The organism is Bacillus sp. SD075 (assembly GCF_017355165.1).
Classification (GTDB): Bacteria; Bacillota; Bacilli; order Bacillales; family DSM-1321; genus Peribacillus.
This window is the reverse complement of record NZ_JADILK010000009.1, coordinates 66003-83390: the sequence shown is the minus strand read 5'-3', so window position 1 is coordinate 83390 and position 17388 is coordinate 66003. Positions and strand designations below refer to the sequence as shown.

The window sequence follows — 17388 nt, the reverse complement described above, 5'->3', positions numbered from 1 at the left end:
ATGAGTTTTAAAAGAACACCCAGTCATCAAAAGTATGTAAATAAAAAAAGAATCATTCAATGCATCCAAGAATGTTCACCCATTTCAAGAGCTGAAATCGCGGTTAAACTCCAGCTAAGTAAACCAACTGTTTCTCTGGCTGTGGATGAACTTATACAGGAGAAATGGGTATTTGAGAAAGGAATAGGAGAATCCTCTTCTCAAGGTGGGAGGAGGCCCATACAGCTCTTTTTTAATGAAAAGGCTGCCTATATCATTGGGGTCGATATAGGCGGGACGAAGGTGAAGATCATTTTAAGTGATTTAATTGGAAACATCCTCGCCGATACTAGTTTTTCAACAAGCACCTATTTACAATCAGGGCTGCTTGAACAGGTGGCGATTGAAACCGAACGGTTAATTGCAAAGAATCAAATTGCGAAAGGCAGGATATTAGGGATGGGTGTCGGAATCCCTGGTATAACGCAAACGGCAAGCGGATTAGTAATAGAGGCACCGAGTTTAGGCTGGGTACAATATCCGTTTATAGCCGAAGCGAAGCGGTATTTTGATTTCCCAATTTTTCTAGACAATGATGTAAACGCGGCTGCACTAGGTGAACAGTGGCTGGGTAATGCACAAAATAAGCGGAATTTGCTGTTCATTGCTGTAGGCACGGGGATAGGAAGCGGCATTATCTTGAATAACCAGTTATACAGAGGGGCTTCCAGTGCAGCTGGGGAAATGGGATATATGGTTACGGACAAAGAGGATATGAAGCGTGAATTCAAGCCGATTTTCCATAGATACGGCTATTTGGAAAGTGTCGCAGGAGGAAAGTCGATTGGCGGTCATTTTACAAGGGAGGTTCTCATGGATCCTCATCATTTTTTATTCGAACGGGCCAAATCTACCGAACTATCGGGGGAGGATGCTTTTTTGTCAGCAAAAAAAGGAGATGCAACAGCTATGGCCGTCATAAATGAAGCTATCGAACATTTGGCCTGCGGAATTGTCAATGCGGCTAGTTTGCTGAATCCAGAAGTGATTATTTTAGGAGGTGGTGTATTAAATTCATCTGAATACATTTTACCTAGAATTCGGGAAATCGTTGATCGATATCTTCCAAGTTTAGTAGAAATGAAAACTTCACAACTGGGAGAAGACGCAGGAGTACTAGGAGCGGTTTCCCTTTTCTTAAGGGAATATGATGGCATTTTGAATTTTCGTGATGAGGGGGATCATTAATGGAAAATAGGAAAAAGTCGCTTGTTTCAGTACTGACACTATCGGCAGCACTATTGATTTCAGGGTGTAACGGTACAGATACGAAAACGAATTCGGATGCTGGCGGTGCCAAGGGAGAAAAGGGTGAGATGGAAGATAAGATCGTTGTTTATTCACCGCATGGCAAAGATATTTTATCAAAATTCGAAAAGCAGTTCGAAGATGAATATGGTATTGATGTTGAGTGGCTTGATATGGGGTCTCAGGAAATCCTTGACCGTGTTCGATCAGAGAAAAGTAATCCGCAAGCAGACGTTTGGTGGGGGGCACCTTCCACGAACTTCAATCAAGCGAAAGATGATGGGTTGCTGGCTGCATATGAACCTACCTATTCTGATAGTCTCGATGAAGGATTCCACGATCCGGAATGGTATTGGACGGGAACGAGCCAGACACCGGAGGTCATCATGTATAACAGCAAAGAACTATCAAAAGAAGAGGTTCCGAAAGATTGGGATGAGCTCCTCGATCCGAAGTGGAAAGACGAGATCATCATCCGTTATCCGTTAGCCTCCGGAACGATGAGGACAATTTTTTCTGCGATGATTTATCGTACGTATAAGGATACAAATGATCCAAAAGAGGGGTATGACTGGTTAAAGAAGCTCGACCAAAACACAAAGGAATATTCAGCGAACCCTGAAATGATGTATAACAAGATAGCCAAAGGAGAGGGCTCACTTTCCGTTTGGGCAATGCCGGATGTTGTCATGCTGAAAGAAAATAAAAATTATCCGTTTGAGTTCGTCATTCCAGAAAGCGGAACGCCAGTATTGACAGAAGGTATCGCTATCGTTGAAGGTGCCAAGCATCCAAAAGCGGCTGAAGCCTTTTATGAGTTTGTGAATTCACCAGAAGCAGCCAAAACTTTGGCAGATGAATTTTACAGGATTCCGACCAGAAGTGATGTGAAGGATTTACCTGAATGGATCACGGAAACAAAAATTAAAGCGATGGATATTGATTGGAATGCATTCCAGGAAAAAGGTGACGAGTGGATGAAATATTGGGACGAAACTATTAAAAGTGGAGATAAGGAAATTAAAGAATAAGGAAGTGTCGTTGGGATGGCGTCAATAAAAATAGAGAATGTCCAAAAAGCCTTCGGAAAAACGATAGCTGTTGATCATTTAAATCTGGAAATCCAAGAAGGTGAATTTTTTACCTTTCTTGGTCCAAGTGGCTGCGGTAAAACGACAACGCTTCGGATGATTGCCGGTTTTTATTATCCAACAAAAGGTATCGTCCGATTTGGCGGCAAAGATATGACGCGTGTACCTCCGGAGAAAAGAAATACAGGCATGGTTTTTCAAAACTATGCCCTCTTTCCCCACATGACTGTTTTTGAAAATGTAGCATTTGGCTTGCGGGTGAGAAAGGTTTCTTCTGCTGACTTAAAGAGGAGGGTGCTGGATGCCCTCCAAAAGGTCAGGCTGGAGAGCTACTCGAATCGTCAAGTGAGCCAGTTAAGCGGAGGGCAGCAGCAGCGGGTGGCCCTTGCGAGGGCATTGGTCATTGAACCGGAAATATTACTGCTGGATGAACCATTAAGTAATCTGGACGCCAAGCTTCGTGATGAAATGAGGGTGGAAATCTTAAGGCTGCAGCGTGAATATAGGATTACCACCATTTATGTCACACACGATCAGGCTGAGGCATTATCCATGAGCGATCGGATCGCTGTGTTCAATTATGGTGTATGTCACCAAGTAGGGACTCCGGCAGAAATCTATAATCGGCCGGCCAATGATTTTGTGGCGAGTTTTATAGGCGAGATTAATCTATTGCCCGTTCAAGTTGAAAAAGTTCAACAAGATAATATAGTGGTCGCCCTTAAAAATAGTGAACAACCGATTAAATTGAATGTAAAAGATCAAGTTAGGGAAGGAACTTCGATACTACAGACGGATGAGGACCTTGCTGTTTCGATTCGTCCTGAAGCAATCCGAATTCTGGATGTGACCGATGAAGGAATGAATACTTTTAAAGGTAAAATAAAATCCGTCCAATTCTTTGGTTCTGTTGTGAATGTCATGGTGGATGTTCAAGACGTTTTACTAAGGGTCGACGTATTTAACACTCATGATTTTGGATACTTTTATCAAGGAAAGGAAGTGTATGTCCAGCTTCCTGAGAAACAGCTGCGGCTTATCCCTGTCATAAGCGGTGATGCTCCATGATTAAAAACCGTGATACGAGATTGACGGTTTGGCTCCTTATACCGGTTGTATTGGTGCTCGTGGCTTATGTACTCTACCCATCGTTGAGTACCTTTATGGAAAGCCTGCAAAAAGACGGAACGATATCCAGTGGAAATTATCAGGACTTCTTCGTACAGGAATCGAAAACGAACTTAGAGGCTCTATGGAATTCCGTTTATATATCCTTATTGAGTGTATTGGTCAGTGCCTTGATTGGCATTCCGCTCGCATTCATTTTTAATCGTTACGATTTTCCCGGCAGAAGCTTCTTTTCATCAGCAGCGATTTTGCCGATTGTCCTTCCATCATTGGTAGGGGTCATGGCCTTTATGTTTTTATATGGTGAATCGGGATTAATTCCAAATGCCATCAAGGATCTGTTTGGTCTCGATAAAGTTCCATTTAAAATTGGCGGGGTATCGGGAATCCTTATCGTGCATGCCTATACAATGTATGTTTATTTTTATATGACCGTATCCGCTGCAATCAATAAAATAGACCCGTCACTTGAAGAAGCCGCTTATAACTTAGGCGCAAATAAGTTCAAGGTTTTTTGGCAGGTGACATTTCCATTATTGACACCTGCCATCGTTGCCGCTTCTTTACTTGTTTTCATGATATCAATGGCTTCTTTCAGTGCCCCGTTTTTATTAGCTGGCGGTTACAGGGTGTTGAGCCTGCAAATTTATTTTTCAAAAATCAATGGTGATATGGAAATTGCCGCTACTCAATCCGTCATTTTATCCATCGTTTCGATTTCATTCCTATTATTCATGCGTTGGTATCAGAATAGGAAAGATTATCGCATGGCTTCGAAAGGAATTGGGGCACACAGGAGTGAAGTGAAGAACCCGATTATGAAATGGGTGATGGTCATAATAGGTATCATCGGAGTTATTATTCTGCTTTTACCGCACTTTACGATTCTATTGCTATCACTTGTGCCGGATGGAACCTGGACATTTCAAACATATCCCACAGTATTTAATGTGGAAAATTACCGGCTTCTGTTTGAAGACCCCAATATCTTCAAACCGTTACGAAATAGCTTACTGATGGCGGTTATTGCAACGTCGGCGAATCTGGTATTTGGGGTCCTGGCGTCCTATGTACTTGTCAAACGGAAATTCGTCGGGAAAAGCTTTGTTGATATTCTAGTCATGATTCCTTGGGCATTGCCTGCAACCGTCATAGGGATGAACTTGATATTCGCATTCAATGAACCTAGCGTTTTTTCTTTCGGTCAAATATTGGTAGGAACATTTTGGATATTGCCACTTGCCTATTTCATCAGACATATTCCACTCGTTGTCCGTTCGACTAACGCCGTTCTGGAACAGCTGGATGATTCGATTGAAGAAGCAGCCAGAAACTTGGGGGCAAAGTGGTTTTATACCTTCAGAAAGGTCATATTTCCGATTATTATGCCTGGCGTTTTATCAGGGACATTATTGGCATTTATCGAATCTGTGGGGGAATTCCCGACCTCGGTCCTGTTGTACACGATTTCAAACAGGCCCATATCCATTGAAATCATGAATCAGCTTCGGATGTTCAATATGGGGCAGGCAGCTGCCTATGGGATGATTCAAATCACGCTGATTGTAATCGTTCTCTTTATTTCGAACAAGTTTTTTGGAATCAAAGCGGAAAAAGCTTTATAAATTGGAGGTTCAAAGATGAGCAGGCTTGAAGAATTTATCAAAAATGAAGGTATTGCCTTTCCAGGAAAAACATATGCAGAAGAACTTCTGATGCCTGTTTTTAATGATCAAAGAGATTACTTATTTCACGCTATGTTCGATATTCACCGGGCACATGTCATCATGCTTTCGGAACAAAAGATCATTAAAGATGAAGAGGCGAAAATCATGCTTGATGGGATTCGGAAAGTGGCCCAAACAGATCTCGCGCGGTTGACCTATCAGCCCCAATTCGAAGACTTATTTTTCATGATGGAGGCAAAAGTCGGTGAGGAAATCGGTCATGAACTTGCAGGGAAGATTCATATCGGCCGCAGTCGTAATGATATGGGAGTTGCAATGTACCGACTTGTTTTGAGAGGTCATCTGCTCCAATTGATTGGCTATGCAACCCATTTGAGTGAGGCATTCTTGGTGCAGGCTGAAAAACATACAGAAACCTATATTACAGGTTACACGCATACCCAACCGGCTCAACCAACTACGATAGGACATTACTTTTTAGCCATTTATGATGTGCTTCAAAGGGATATTGGCAGGTTATGGGCAGCCTATGGAACGGTCAACCAATCCCCATTGGGTGCCGCAGCATTAACGACTACCGGTTTTCCGATCAGCAGGGACCGTACTGCCGAACTGCTTGGATTTGATTCGGTGATTGAGAATTCCTATGACTCGATAGGCGGGGCAGATTATTTATTGGAAACCGCAACTGCCATCATGACGTGCATGGTCAATACTGGAAGATGGATTCAAGATTTCCTGCAGCATGTGACTAGGGAGTTTGGTACATTTCATGTGGCGGATCCCTATGTACAAGTGAGCAGCATCATGCCGCAAAAAAGAAATCCAGTCTCAATTGAACATTCCCGTTCGATTGCAAGCAGTTCCTATGGTGATGCACTTGCTGCAATGAATATGATCCACAATACACCATTCGGTGATATCGTCGATACGGAGGATGATTTACAGCCGCATTTATATCGGGCTTTTTCGAATGCAGGACGTGTCATGAAACTTATGTATGCCGTCATATCGACTTTGAAAGTAAATGAAGAACATACAAAGAAGATGGCCGCAAAATCCAGTATAACGATTACTGAATTAGCGGATACCCTATCAAGAGATTACGAAATATCATTTAGAAAAGCCCATACCATAGCCAGTCATATTGCAAAAAGGTCGATTAGTGAAGGGAAAGAGCTATATGATTGGGAAACAAAAGAAATCAACAAGATTATCAATGAATTCGTTTCAGTGAATTTAGCAGAAGATGAATGGGAAAAAATAATCTCTCCCGAATATTTTGTGGAGATTAGAAGCATTCAAGGCGGGCCCAGTCCGAAAGAGGTTACGAGGATGATTATGGATAGAAAACAAAAACTGGAACAAGAGTTGCAGGAATATAAGGAAATGGTCAAAGCTTTGAATGATTGCAGGAAGGCTTTAGTGGATTACTGAAGGTACGGGGTAAAAAGGGAGGTTAAACAGGCATGAAACTGACGAGTCAAACTCACGAGTATTTGCTCCAAACTCCCAATTAAAAGCCCGAACCTCCTGAAAGCGTATTTTTTGTTGTCTTGGAAGCAATACGATGCATTTTATCTGCTGACTGTGAAAGCTCATATTTCATGATATATAGTCATTCTTTATTGGGGTGGCTATTTATTTTGTTTTTTGCAACGGAGATCTCCCCAATGCTAATAAGTGTAGGTTATTCCCGGAAAAAGATGCTATTTTTGTAAAATACATAATATAAGGCGGAATGTTCATGTCAAATAGATCTCAGTTTGGTTTTATCCTGATTTTAATAACTTTCGTGATATCGATTACTTTTTGCTTAAACCCTAAATTATTAATACCTAAAGGATATGCATTAGCTATTGATGGTCTGGTAGTGGCCCGAACCTTGATGATTATTTTTTCGTTGTATTTATTACTTAAAATAGGGGATAGGATGATAAACAAAAAAGACTAGTTTATTATGGGACATAGTTTTTTGTCTGCTATTAACTTTCTATAGTCACTCTTAAGAAATGGGGAATCATGGCTTTGGATGTCGATAATAAGGAAGGCTCAGTCTCTTGACTGAGCCTTTCGATGTTCTTCTAATGTTTCCCTATCCAAAATAACCAGCATCAGAGAGTGCTTCATATATCGCTAACGGTTTTAGGTTCCAACTGAATCGCGTGCTTTCTGAAAGCAAAACTTACTGTGATCATCACAATGAAATTGACTGCCAATGCGATGATTCCCACATTCAAATCTTTCGCGGCTTGCGGCAAGGATGGAAACAAGGTCCCTATTGTCGAATGACTGAGTGTAATGCAGATTACGATGGCCAATCCTGTGATGATGCCGGCGATTGCGCCAAATTTATTGATCGGATTATTCCTGGTCAGACTAAAGAGAAGGGACGGAAAAAGCTGTGTGATGAGACTGTATCCCATAAGGATTAATGCTGACATCGTTTCGCCGCCGTTCAAGGTGAAGTAGACGGCTATAAGGGCAATGACTGGAACAAGGAACTTTGCCAATCGTACAACGTGGCGATCGGATACTGCAGGTGCAAATTCCTTGTAGACGTTTTTCGCAAGCAGTGTAGCGACGCTCATCAAAAGCATGGATCCCGGCACCAATGCGGTCAACAATCCAGCGCCGCCGATTATGCCTATAAACCATGGATCAAAGGTCTCGATTGAAAGGCGCAGCAATGAGAGGTCTGCATCCGCTCCAACGAGTCCGGGCACTTTCAATATAGCAGTAAAACCAACGAAAAAGACGAATAACAGCATGAGTGTATATAAAGGGCTGATGATGGCATTTTTTCGAAATACCTTGCCACTGCGTGCTGAATAAACAGCGCTGAAAACTTGGGGCCACATATAGAAACCGAATACGAGCAATATTACCGTGGAGATAAACCATGATACGCTAAGTCCCTGATCAGGGAACTTTAGAAAACCAGGCTTGACCGCATCAATTGCTTCAAACATAGGCTGAAATCCGCCAAAGTAATGAATCGGCAGATAAATCCCTAAGAATCCTATTATGGCGACCATCATAATATCCTTAATGACCGCTGTCCAAACTGAACCGTGTATACCGGAGATCATCACATAAATGGTAAGGCTGATTGCCCCCATCCAAACTGCCTCAGACATTGAGATGGCACCATAAGATGCTTCTGAGACAATGATCCCCAATCCTTTCAGCTGTACGACAATCACTGGAATCATCGATACCACACCGACAAGCGCCGCCAAAATTCCTAAACTAGGACTCTTATATTTGCTTACAAAGAAATCGGATTGAGACATCAGTTTATTTTCTTTGGCATATCTCCATATTTCCGGTAGGAGCCAATAGGATAATACGTAAGACAAAGTAATGTAAATTAGAACATATAGAGCAGGGGCGCCCTTGTCATAAGCCCAGCCGCTGCCGCCAAGGAAGGAGAAGGTCGTATAGATTTCCCCGGCCATCAGCAGAAAGACGAAAATCGCACCAAAACCACGTCCGCCCACCGTCCATTGTTCCAAGTCCATATCTTTTCCTTTTGAAGAGCGTATTCCTAAAAATATCGCTAGAAGTAAAAATGCTAAAATGATTAAGAGAGCAATATTCATTCCTGGTCACCTTCCCGATTCCTGGGATCCAGTTTATACATGATGCCCAGTATGGCAGAGGTAAGGACCACCCACATAGCCATCCAGAACATATTGAAAGGCATCCCTAATACATATGGTTCTATTCTATTAACAAAAGGTACAAATCCTAGTATGCCTATAAAAGGAACTAAAGTAAGAATATATATAATCTTCATTAAACAAACCCCTCCGTTTTAAATAAAGTGAAACGTCCACCAATGGGGGTCTATTCTTCGATGCCACTGATGGATGGGTGGACCAAAACCGGGATGAAATATTCATACATGATTGATTAACTTTCTAAGAAGGTCCGATAATATATATTAGCTTACACTATTTTGATATAAAATTTAATGCAGTTGCCTAATATATTTTAGCAACAATGCACAGACAGCCGAACCCTGTCGTGTTTCATAAAACGGATAAAGCCTTGAATTCATATTGAGTTCAAGGCTTTACTTGCAATAGCTATCTTTTTTTTCGGTAGTTATATAGTATCACCAAGAGTATGAACCAAATTGGGGTCAAGAGCAGTGATAGTCGTGTAGTTTCAGCGAATAGCATAACAATAAGGATGAACAGGAATAATCCTAAAATGACGTAATTGACAAAGGGGGTAAAAGGAGCCTTGAAAGTCGATTCTGCTCTTAGGTCAGGCCTTGTTTTTGAATACTTGATATGGGAGATCAAGATAATGCCCCATACCCATATGAAACAGATGGCACTGATGGTCGTCACGACGGTAAATGCCTGTTCCGGTATCAGCTTGCTTAATAATGCCCCTATTGATACAACGATTGTAGATGTTAATAAGGCATTGCTCGGAACAGCCTGCTTATTTAATGTTTCAAGCTTAGCAGGGGCTTCGCCATTCCTGCTTAATGTATAGAGTATTCGGCTTGTTGAAAATAAACCGCTGTTGCATGCTGAAGCAGCGGATGTCAAAACGACAAAGTTAATGATCCCTGCTGCAACTGGAATTCCGATTAATGCAAAGACCTCTACAAATGGGCTGCTCGTGGCATCCAGTTGTGTCCATGGGTTGACGCAGAGAATGACGAATATGGCACCAACATAGAAAAGTAAAATCCGGACAGGGATTTTATTGATGGCAGATGGAATGTTCTTTCTCGGGTTCGCCGTTTCTGCTGCGGATACCCCGACCAATTCGACACCGACAAATGAAAAGACGACCAACTGTAAAGATAATAGGAATCCGGAAATGCCATTGGGGAACAGGCCACCATGATTCCATAGGTTCGTAAGGGAAACAGTTCCGGTATGGGTATTGAAACCGATGATCAAAAGAAAGATGCCTACGATGATCAAGGTGATGATCGTGATTACTTTAATGAGGGCAAACCAGAATTCCAATTCGCCAAATATCTTAACGGTCAATAGGTTCAATCCTAACAGAATGACCAGGCATATTAGTGCCGGAATCCATTGAGGGACATCAAACCAATATTGTATATAGACACCGACAGCTATGATGTCGGCCATTGCGGTCATGATCCAACAAAACCAATATGTCCAACCTGTCACGAAGCCAGCCCATGGACCGACATATTCGGTTGCGAATTCAGTGAATGATGCATATCCTGCATTGGATAAGAGCAATTCCCCTAGGGCCCTCATCACAAAAAACAAGGCAATCCCTATTATCAGATAGGAAAATATAATGGAAGGTCCTGCCAATTGTATGGCTCTTCCGGAACCTAAAAATAAACCGGTGCCAATGGTTCCTCCTATTGCAATCAATTGTACATGTCGATTTTTTAAATCTCTTTTTAATTCCTGTTTAGCCAATTCGAACTCCCCCGTCTTTAATAGTCTTGGTAGTGAATGATTTCAACTTGCATGGTCTTGGAGAGGGAGGTGATTTTTTCGCCCAGCCTGCCTTTCCCATTGGTTTTAACGTTGTTGTTTTTAGTCCAATCACAAAATGGACAATAAAAAAAGAGATTGGATAATACCAATCTCTTAAAGGGTTCAGAATAACAATCTATCATTCGTTACTCTTCTGTCCTTTTGCCTGAGATTGTGAATCCTTCGGCGCTGCATCTTGTGCAGTCTCTCCAGAAGCTGCTCCTGCTATAGTGTCATCCATAGCATTCATCGCTTGCTTGTATGCGGTTGTGAAGGAATGTCAGTCAGTGATAATCTTCCACTGCTGGATCATTCATTATACTTATAAAATAATATTGGAATTCTATCATCTATTATTCGGGAGGTCAACAAATTTTTTGAGGGGAAACAGGCATTATAGGCGATTTTATAAGGAACGTTACTTGCAAAGGTTTAAGCACTAGTTATTGTTTTCTATTCATTTTGAATTATAACTATTATGAAATACTGATCATCATTTTTTTAAAATGATATTTTTAGATTGGGGATATTGCCAAGATATATTTGGCAACTGTTTATTTGAAAAATACAATTGTATTTTTACAGAATATTTACTATTATAAGATAAGAAAAGAAAATTGAAGTGTTATGTAATATTTATTACGATAAAGCATTTCTAACCGCAATAATGAATGGAGAGCCATTCGTGGTAAGGATAGAAAAGCATTGCCGATATTGCACCTGGGGGAGTTTATCATGTCAAACAAGGAATTAAAGAGAGGGCTGGAAGCACGTCATATTCAAATGATAGCTTTGGGCGGAACCATCGGTGTCGGGTTATTCATGGGGTCGGCTAGCACGATCAAATGGACCGGGCCCTCTGTAATGCTTGCTTATGCCATCGCAGGTATTTTTATATTTTTCATCATGCGTTCTATGGGTGAGATGCTATATTTAGAACCGACTACAGGTTCTTTTGCAACCTTTGCAAGCAGTTATATACATCCTTTGGCAGGTTATATGACAGCTTGGAGCAATTGGTTTCAATGGGTAATCGTCGGAATGTCCGAAATCATCGCGGTTGGGCTGTATATGCAATATTGGTTCCCGGAGTTACCGGCGTGGGTACCAGGTGTGGTGGCCATGATCATCTTGGGGGCTGCCAACCTCATTTCCGTAAAATCCTTCGGGGAATTTGAATTCTGGTTTGCGCTTATAAAAATCATAACGATTGTATTGATGATCATTGCCGGCCTAGGCCTTATCTTCTTTGGAATTGGGAATGGCGGAGATGCGATTGGATTATCGAATCTATGGGCAAATGGAGGCTTCTTTACGGGAGGATGGACAGGATTCTTCTTTGCGCTTTCGCTTGTCGTGGCTTCCTATCAAGGAGTTGAGCTTATCGGCATCACAGCCGGAGAAGCGAAAAATCCAACGAAGACCGTAACAACAGCGATTAAATCAATCATATGGCGCATTTTAATTTTCTATATTGGTGCCATATTCGTCATCGTGACGGTTTATCCTTGGGATAAACTGGATGATATCGGAAGTCCATTCGTTTCAACCTTTGCTAAAGTCGGTATCACTGCGGCGGCAGGCATCATTAACTTTGTCGTAATCACTGCGGCAATGTCTGGATGCAACAGTGGTATTTTCAGTGCAGGGCGTATGCTTTACACACTGGCATTGAATGGCCAAGCACCGAAAATCTTTGCAAAAGTATCTAAAAATGGAGTTCCGGCATATTGTACGATCGCTGTACTATTAGGATTAGGCATCGGGGTTATCCTGAATTACCTTGCACCGCCGCAATTATTCCTTTATGTGTACAGTGCGAGTGTATTGCCCGGGATGATTCCATGGTTTGTCTTACTGATCAGTGAGCTTAAATTCAGAAAGGTAAATGCCGCTGAAATGGAGAAGCATCCGTTCAAAATGCCGTTGGCCCCTTACAGTAACTATGCGACAATAGCCTTTTTGCTGATGGTGCTGGTCGGTATGTGGTTCAATCCGAGTACCCGGATTTCCTTGGTCGTCGGAATCGTTTTCCTAGCCTTGGTTGTGGTAAGTTATTACATGCTGAAAATGGATAAACGAACACCATTGGATGTTAAAACCGATGATGAGATTTCTGGATAAGAAATTCTATTTGAAAGCCCTTCTCTTAATTCGAGAAGGGCTTTTTTGTCTTTGTGGGTCAATTGTTGTAATTCACGAGTAATCAGTAAAATTCAAGAGTAAAGCTGTGGAACTCACGAATAAAGATATTTTGCCCCATTATAAGGGAGGGCCAGCAGGGGGAAAGAATCAAACAGCTTATGGAATGTGTCTTTCCGCAAGATTTATCCGATAATCCGGACAATGCGTTTAGATTTCCACAAAGCATACCTCCATAAATAAGTGGGGTTGAAAAAGCATGGATGCCCAAAAAATATTTGTTACTAAAAGGCCTATTCCTCAAGTGGGATATAGGCTTCTTTTATTTTCATTTCACCAAAATCATTCCGCTTGCGGCGCTTGCACGGCACTGTATACCTGATTTACGGAAGATTGGGCTTGTGCGATTTCTTGAGCTGCTTGTTTAATGGCTTCTTGTGCCAAAGTTGGATCAGAAGAAGATTTTTCAATTGCTTGTGAAAGTAAGGTTTGCGTAAGGGTAACGTTTGCTTTTGCTTGATTTAATTGATTGATATCAATTTGTTGTTGAGGCATGCAGTTTCTCTCCTTATGTCATTATTGGAATTACTCCATTAGGATGACCTTTCTTTTCTTTTTTATAAGGAGAAAAAAATATAACGTAGTAGACAGGATGGAATGAAACGGCCAAGTCCATTGGGGTAAACCATTTAAATAAAGAAGGCAGAATTTATGGACCATCCAAATTTCGTGAAATTGATACACACTTAAGAGTGAAAGACAGGCAGAAAGAGAAAAAAATTATTAGTTTTATTTACTTAGAATCCTTATATTTTCTTCTCTATAAATAGTATTGCGTTCCTTGAATATCATGTTGAATGAAATCCCAATAAATATATCGTGATTTGCATGTTGTTCAGTTAATTAAATTACACTTTACTTATTGGTTTTATAGGATTAAAATCGGAGAAAGAATCATTATTAGAGGATGAGCTGATTGGACAACCAAAAGCTCCTGAACGCGATAAGCGAACAGGAGCTTTTTGCGTTCATTTTGGAAAAAGGAGTTGGCAGGATGAATATTGATCATATTGAAGCTTTTATGTATGTTGTTCACCTTAATAGTTTTCATAAAGCCGCAGAGGCAATGTTTTTATCACAACCGACTGTTTCGGCAAGAATTAAGACGCTTGAGAGTGAACTTGATTCAGTACTATTTGAGAGGCAAGGGAGAGGGATTATTTTAACGGAAAAAGGGAAGGCCTTCATTCCATTTGCCGATCAAATTATTCGTACCTTTCACCAGGGGAAAAAGCAGTTGAAAACAGGAAGAGAACTGGAGGAAATAACCATAGGGGCTAATATCATTACATCGCAATACTTTATTCCATATGCTCTTCCTCTATGGAAAAAGGAAAACCCAAATTTACGCTTTAAATTTATTTCAGCAACAAATGATGCATTAATGGAAAAATTGCTTCAGAAACAGGTTGATATAGCCTTTATGAAGGATGTTACACATAGTGGTCTGCAAAATTACAAAACCCTTGATAATTCGATTCGTTTAGTTGTGTATCCAGGTCATCCATTTCAACTTCAAACTGAGCTAACAGTACAGGAATTAGCCATGGAGCCGTTGGTGTTTTTTGAGTGTGGTGCGTTTGACTGGAACCACGTTCATAAAATTTTTGAAGTATCTAATGTAGAGCCGCGCATTGAATTTCAGGTTGATCACCTGGAAGTTGCGAAGTCGCTAATTCTTAGCAGAACCAGTATCGGATTTTTACCGTACTTATGCATTAAAAAAGAGTTAGAACAAGGAACTTTGGTTGAAGTGGATGTGTCACATTTAATCAAGATAAAGCAGCACATCTATCTAACGCATTTAAATCACGGGTTGGAATCACCTTTATTATGGAAAGACATTCTTTTATCAATTCGGAAATTTGAGAAAAACCATCAGAAATTACAAATACAATCGAATTGATAGATTTTTTCTATCCATACAATATTTTTTTCTATTGGTTAAACCATTGTCATTAGCATGTTTTAGGTGATAGGATAAGTCAAAATATAATTATTCGCATAAGTGAACTTTGAATTAAAGCGGGGGATTGAATATGAGTTATAAGCTTGGCATTTTAGATCAAAGCCCAATATTTCCAGGAACTTCAGCATTTGATGCACTGCAGAAAACGATTAATCTGGCTAGACATGCAGAAGAGTGGGGATATACCCGTTTCTGGGTATCGGAACATCATCATGCCGAACAGCTAGCGGGGTCCTCCCCGGAAGTATTGATTTCTTATTTATTAGCCCAAACAAAATCGATTCGGGTAGGATCCGGAGGTGTTATGCTTCAGCATTATAGTCCATATAAAGTGGCGGAAAACTTTCATGTGTTATCAAATCTTTCGCCAGGCAGGGTAGACCTTGGCATCGGAAAGGCACCAGGTGGTCTTCCCTTATCAACGAAGGCACTACAGTTTGGAACTGTGAATGATGGAAAAGATTTCGAAGAGCGGTTATCTTTCTTGCACAGAATAATCGAAAATTCAATCAATGAAACTCACCCGCTTGCAGGCATTCAAGCGACACCACTCCCTCCCAAAAAGCCAAAGATGTTTTTGCTTGGTGCAAGTGCTGACAGTGCCAGGTTAGCAGCCGATCTGGGTATAGCTTATGTATTTGCCCGATTTATCAATAGTAATGAGACTGTACTCGAAGATGCTTCACGCATTTACCAAAGTATCTTTCCAACTGGGAGCTTTAAGGTATCGGTTTCAGTGATTGCTGCTCCTTCACAACAGGAAGCAGAACAGTTAACGGGTGATCAGAAGATTGTGAAAGTTCATCTTAAAAGCGGTCGTTCTGTCACCGTTCAAACACAGGTGCAAGCAGAGTTATTTGGGAAGCAATCTGGGGAGCCTTACGAAATAGAAGAACAAGATTCCAATATTATTGCTGGAACTCCCTCTTATGTAAAGGAAGTCTTAGCAAATTTACATGAAAAGTATGGGGTAGATGAGTTTATCCTACATTCGCCGATTTTAAAGGAAGCAGAAAGGTTCCGATCTTTTCGATTGTTGAGTCCGCTTCAATTAGCCTTAGCTGAAGAGAAACACGTTACGAGCCAAAATTAAAAAGTCTTCAGTAATTAGGGAGGATGCTGGATGTCGCAAAGTTAAATACCGATTGATTAAAGGAGGAGTATGGATGTCTGAGCAGAGAAAGTTGAAATTTGGAGCGCTTATTCATGGAGTTGGAGGGAGTATATCTGGTTGGAGACATCCTGATATTCAAGCAGATGCCAGTGTTAATCTTGAATTTTATAAGGAGCAGGGCCAGAAGGCTGAAGAGGGAAAGTTCGATTTACTTTTCATTGCAGACGGTTTGTTTATCAATGAGAAGTCAATCCCACATTTTTTAAATCGATTTGAACCACTTACCATTTTATCCGCACTCGCTGCTTTCACATCAAGAATAGGACTTGTCGGAACAGTTTCCACCTCATACAGTGAGCCATTTACTGTAGCCCGGCAATTTGCTTCACTCGATCACATTAGTCAAGGTCGTGGCGGATGGAACCTTGTTACTACCCCTCTTGAGAGTACGGCCTTGAACTATAACAAAACGATTGAAGAACACCCTGATCATGCCAAACGGTATCGGATAGCATCAGAATATATACAAGTTACCAAAGGGCTTTGGGATTCATGGGAGGATGACGCGTTTACTCGGGATAAAGAGTCCGGTGAGTTTTTTGATCCTTCTAAAATGCATCGATTAAAACATAAAGGAGAATTTTTCTCCGTGCAAGGACCACTCAACATGGCTAGATCTAAACAGGGGAGACCTGTCGTTTTTCAAGCAGGTTCATCAGAAGCTGGAAAGAATCTTGCGGCTAAAGAAGCGGATGCAATCTTTACAGGTCAACCAACCTTGGAAGATGCCAAGATTTTTTATCAAGATGTAAAAAACAGGGCTATTGCATTCGGAAGAAAACCTGATGAAATTGTTATTCTGCCAGGTATCGCGCCAATCATTGGTGCAACTGAGGAAGAGGCTGAGCATAAATATCAAGAACTTGCTAACCTGGTTTCTATAGATAAGGCGCTTGACTATTTGGGACGATACTTCGATCATCATGATTTTACCCAATATGAACTGGATGCACCTTTCCCAGATCTCGGAGACATCGGGAAAAACAGTTTCCGAAGTACGACTGATCGAATTAAACATGAGGCCAAGGAGAAACAGTTAACGCTCCGTCAAGTAGCACTTAATGAGGCTACACCCCGGTCTTCTTTTATTGGAACTCCAGAGAAAGTGGCGTATTTGATTCAGCAATGGTTCGAAGAGAAGGGGGCGGACGGATTTATCTTTGCTTCAAGTGTTCCCAATGCTTTAAGTGACTTTGTATCTTATGTGATACCTATCCTTCAAAAAAGGGGAATATATCGTACTGAATATGAAGCAGAAACATTAAGAGGCAACTTGGGGCTTCCATTCCCGGAAAATCGTTATGCGAAAGAAAAGATTAATCAATAATTGATGTATTATTTTAAAAATTAAAGG

At 41.1% G+C, this 17388-nt stretch carries 13 protein-coding genes and 1 riboswitch; of the genes, 9 read left to right on the top strand and 4 right to left on the bottom strand.

What is annotated here, in order from left to right:
• The 5 genes from IOC57_RS09320 to argH are packed head-to-tail and all read left to right on the top strand — an operon-like array spanning position 1 to position 6631.
• On the top strand, positions 1–1227 hold the full coding sequence (locus IOC57_RS09320; RefSeq protein ID WP_207438470.1) for an ROK family transcriptional regulator: 1227 nt from the start codon (positions 1–3) through the stop codon (positions 1225–1227).
• Entirely contained in the window at positions 1227–2318 is a 1092-nt protein-coding gene (locus IOC57_RS09315; protein WP_207438469.1) for an extracellular solute-binding protein, read from the top strand. Before IOC57_RS09320 ends, IOC57_RS09315 begins: the two co-directional genes overlap by 1 nt.
• Before the next feature lie 15 nt (positions 2319–2333).
• Positions 2334–3446 carry an ABC transporter ATP-binding protein gene (locus tag IOC57_RS09310; RefSeq protein WP_207438468.1) on the top strand — a complete coding sequence of 371 codons (1113 nt, stop codon included), beginning with the start codon at positions 2334–2336 and terminating at the stop codon, positions 3444–3446.
• Positions 3443–5131 (top strand): ABC transporter permease, encoded by a 1689-nt coding sequence (locus tag IOC57_RS09305; protein ID WP_207438467.1) that lies wholly within the window; start codon positions 3443–3445, stop codon positions 5129–5131. The genes IOC57_RS09310 and IOC57_RS09305 overlap by 4 nt, the downstream gene beginning before the upstream one ends.
• A gap of 15 nt (positions 5132–5146) precedes the next feature.
• The gene (argH, locus tag IOC57_RS09300) at positions 5147–6631 is read left to right on the top strand and encodes an argininosuccinate lyase (protein WP_207438466.1); all 1485 of its coding nucleotides are present in this window, start codon (positions 5147–5149) and stop codon (positions 6629–6631) included.
• Between the two features lie 689 nt (positions 6632–7320).
• Here argH and IOC57_RS09295 read toward each other — a convergent pair.
• The 3 genes from IOC57_RS09295 to IOC57_RS09285 form a co-directional block, all read right to left on the bottom strand.
• Positions 7321–8799: a sodium:solute symporter family protein gene (locus IOC57_RS09295; RefSeq protein ID WP_207438465.1), complete on the bottom strand. Its 1479-nt coding sequence runs from the start codon at positions 8797–8799 to the stop codon at positions 7321–7323.
• Complete coding sequence (locus IOC57_RS09290) at positions 8796–8996, bottom strand: DUF3311 domain-containing protein (RefSeq protein WP_207438464.1); 201 nt, start codon at positions 8994–8996, stop codon at positions 8796–8798. Before IOC57_RS09290 ends, IOC57_RS09295 begins: the two co-directional genes overlap by 4 nt.
• A 292-nt stretch (positions 8997–9288) precedes the next feature.
• Positions 9289–10629, bottom strand: a complete 1341-nt coding sequence (locus IOC57_RS09285; RefSeq protein ID WP_207438463.1) for an amino acid permease — start codon at positions 10627–10629, stop codon at positions 9289–9291.
• A 204-nt stretch (positions 10630–10833) separates the two neighbouring features.
• Positions 10834–10912, bottom strand: a riboswitch (glycine riboswitch).
• 512 nt (positions 10913–11424) lie between these two features.
• On the opposite strand from IOC57_RS09285, the gene IOC57_RS09280 reads away from it, so the two are divergent.
• The gene (locus tag IOC57_RS09280; protein ID WP_207438462.1) at positions 11425–12813 is read left to right on the top strand and encodes an amino acid permease; all 1389 of its coding nucleotides are present in this window, start codon (positions 11425–11427) and stop codon (positions 12811–12813) included.
• Between the two features lie 360 nt (positions 12814–13173).
• Here IOC57_RS09280 and IOC57_RS09275 read toward each other — a convergent pair whose 3' ends face one another.
• A complete protein-coding gene (locus tag IOC57_RS09275; RefSeq protein ID WP_133351888.1) occupies positions 13174–13386 on the bottom strand; it encodes a hypothetical protein in 213 nt (70 codons plus the stop codon).
• 499 nt (positions 13387–13885) lie between these two features.
• On the opposite strand from IOC57_RS09275, the gene IOC57_RS09270 reads away from it, so the two are divergent.
• From IOC57_RS09270 to IOC57_RS09260, 3 genes are all read left to right on the top strand, one after another.
• Positions 13886–14797 carry a LysR family transcriptional regulator gene (locus IOC57_RS09270; protein ID WP_207438461.1) on the top strand — a complete coding sequence of 304 codons (912 nt, stop codon included), beginning with the start codon at positions 13886–13888 and terminating at the stop codon, positions 14795–14797.
• Between the two features lie 133 nt (positions 14798–14930).
• On the top strand, positions 14931–15953 hold the full coding sequence (locus IOC57_RS09265; RefSeq protein WP_207438460.1) for an LLM class flavin-dependent oxidoreductase: 1023 nt from the start codon (positions 14931–14933) through the stop codon (positions 15951–15953).
• A gap of 73 nt (positions 15954–16026) precedes the next feature.
• A complete protein-coding gene (locus tag IOC57_RS09260) occupies positions 16027–17361 on the top strand; it encodes an LLM class flavin-dependent oxidoreductase (protein ID WP_207438459.1) in 1335 nt (444 codons plus the stop codon).
• Positions 17362–17388 lie beyond the last annotated feature (27 nt).

Excerpts from the sequence above, each read along its gene's own strand:
- IOC57_RS09320 (WP_207438470.1), top strand. The coding sequence starts at position 1 with ATGAGTTTTAAAAGAACACCCAGTCATCAAAAGTATGTAAATAAAAAA.
- IOC57_RS09315 (WP_207438469.1), top strand. The coding sequence starts at position 1,227 with ATGGAAAATAGGAAAAAGTCGCTTGTTTCAGTACTGACACTATCGGCA.
- IOC57_RS09310 (WP_207438468.1), top strand. The coding sequence starts at position 2,334 with ATGGCGTCAATAAAAATAGAGAATGTCCAAAAAGCCTTCGGAAAAACG.
- IOC57_RS09305 (WP_207438467.1), top strand. The coding sequence starts at position 3,443 with ATGATTAAAAACCGTGATACGAGATTGACGGTTTGGCTCCTTATACCG.
- argH (WP_207438466.1), top strand. The coding sequence starts at position 5,147 with ATGAGCAGGCTTGAAGAATTTATCAAAAATGAAGGTATTGCCTTTCCA.
- IOC57_RS09295 (WP_207438465.1), bottom strand. The coding sequence starts at position 8,799 with ATGAATATTGCTCTCTTAATCATTTTAGCATTTTTACTTCTAGCGATA.
- IOC57_RS09290 (WP_207438464.1), bottom strand. The coding sequence starts at position 8,996 with ATGAAGATTATATATATTCTTACTTTAGTTCCTTTTATAGGCATACTA.
- IOC57_RS09280 (WP_207438462.1), top strand. The coding sequence starts at position 11,425 with ATGTCAAACAAGGAATTAAAGAGAGGGCTGGAAGCACGTCATATTCAA.
- IOC57_RS09275 (WP_133351888.1), bottom strand. The coding sequence starts at position 13,386 with ATGCCTCAACAACAAATTGATATCAATCAATTAAATCAAGCAAAAGCA.
- IOC57_RS09270 (WP_207438461.1), top strand. The coding sequence starts at position 13,886 with ATGAATATTGATCATATTGAAGCTTTTATGTATGTTGTTCACCTTAAT.
- IOC57_RS09265 (WP_207438460.1), top strand. The coding sequence starts at position 14,931 with ATGAGTTATAAGCTTGGCATTTTAGATCAAAGCCCAATATTTCCAGGA.
- IOC57_RS09260 (WP_207438459.1), top strand. The coding sequence starts at position 16,027 with ATGTCTGAGCAGAGAAAGTTGAAATTTGGAGCGCTTATTCATGGAGTT.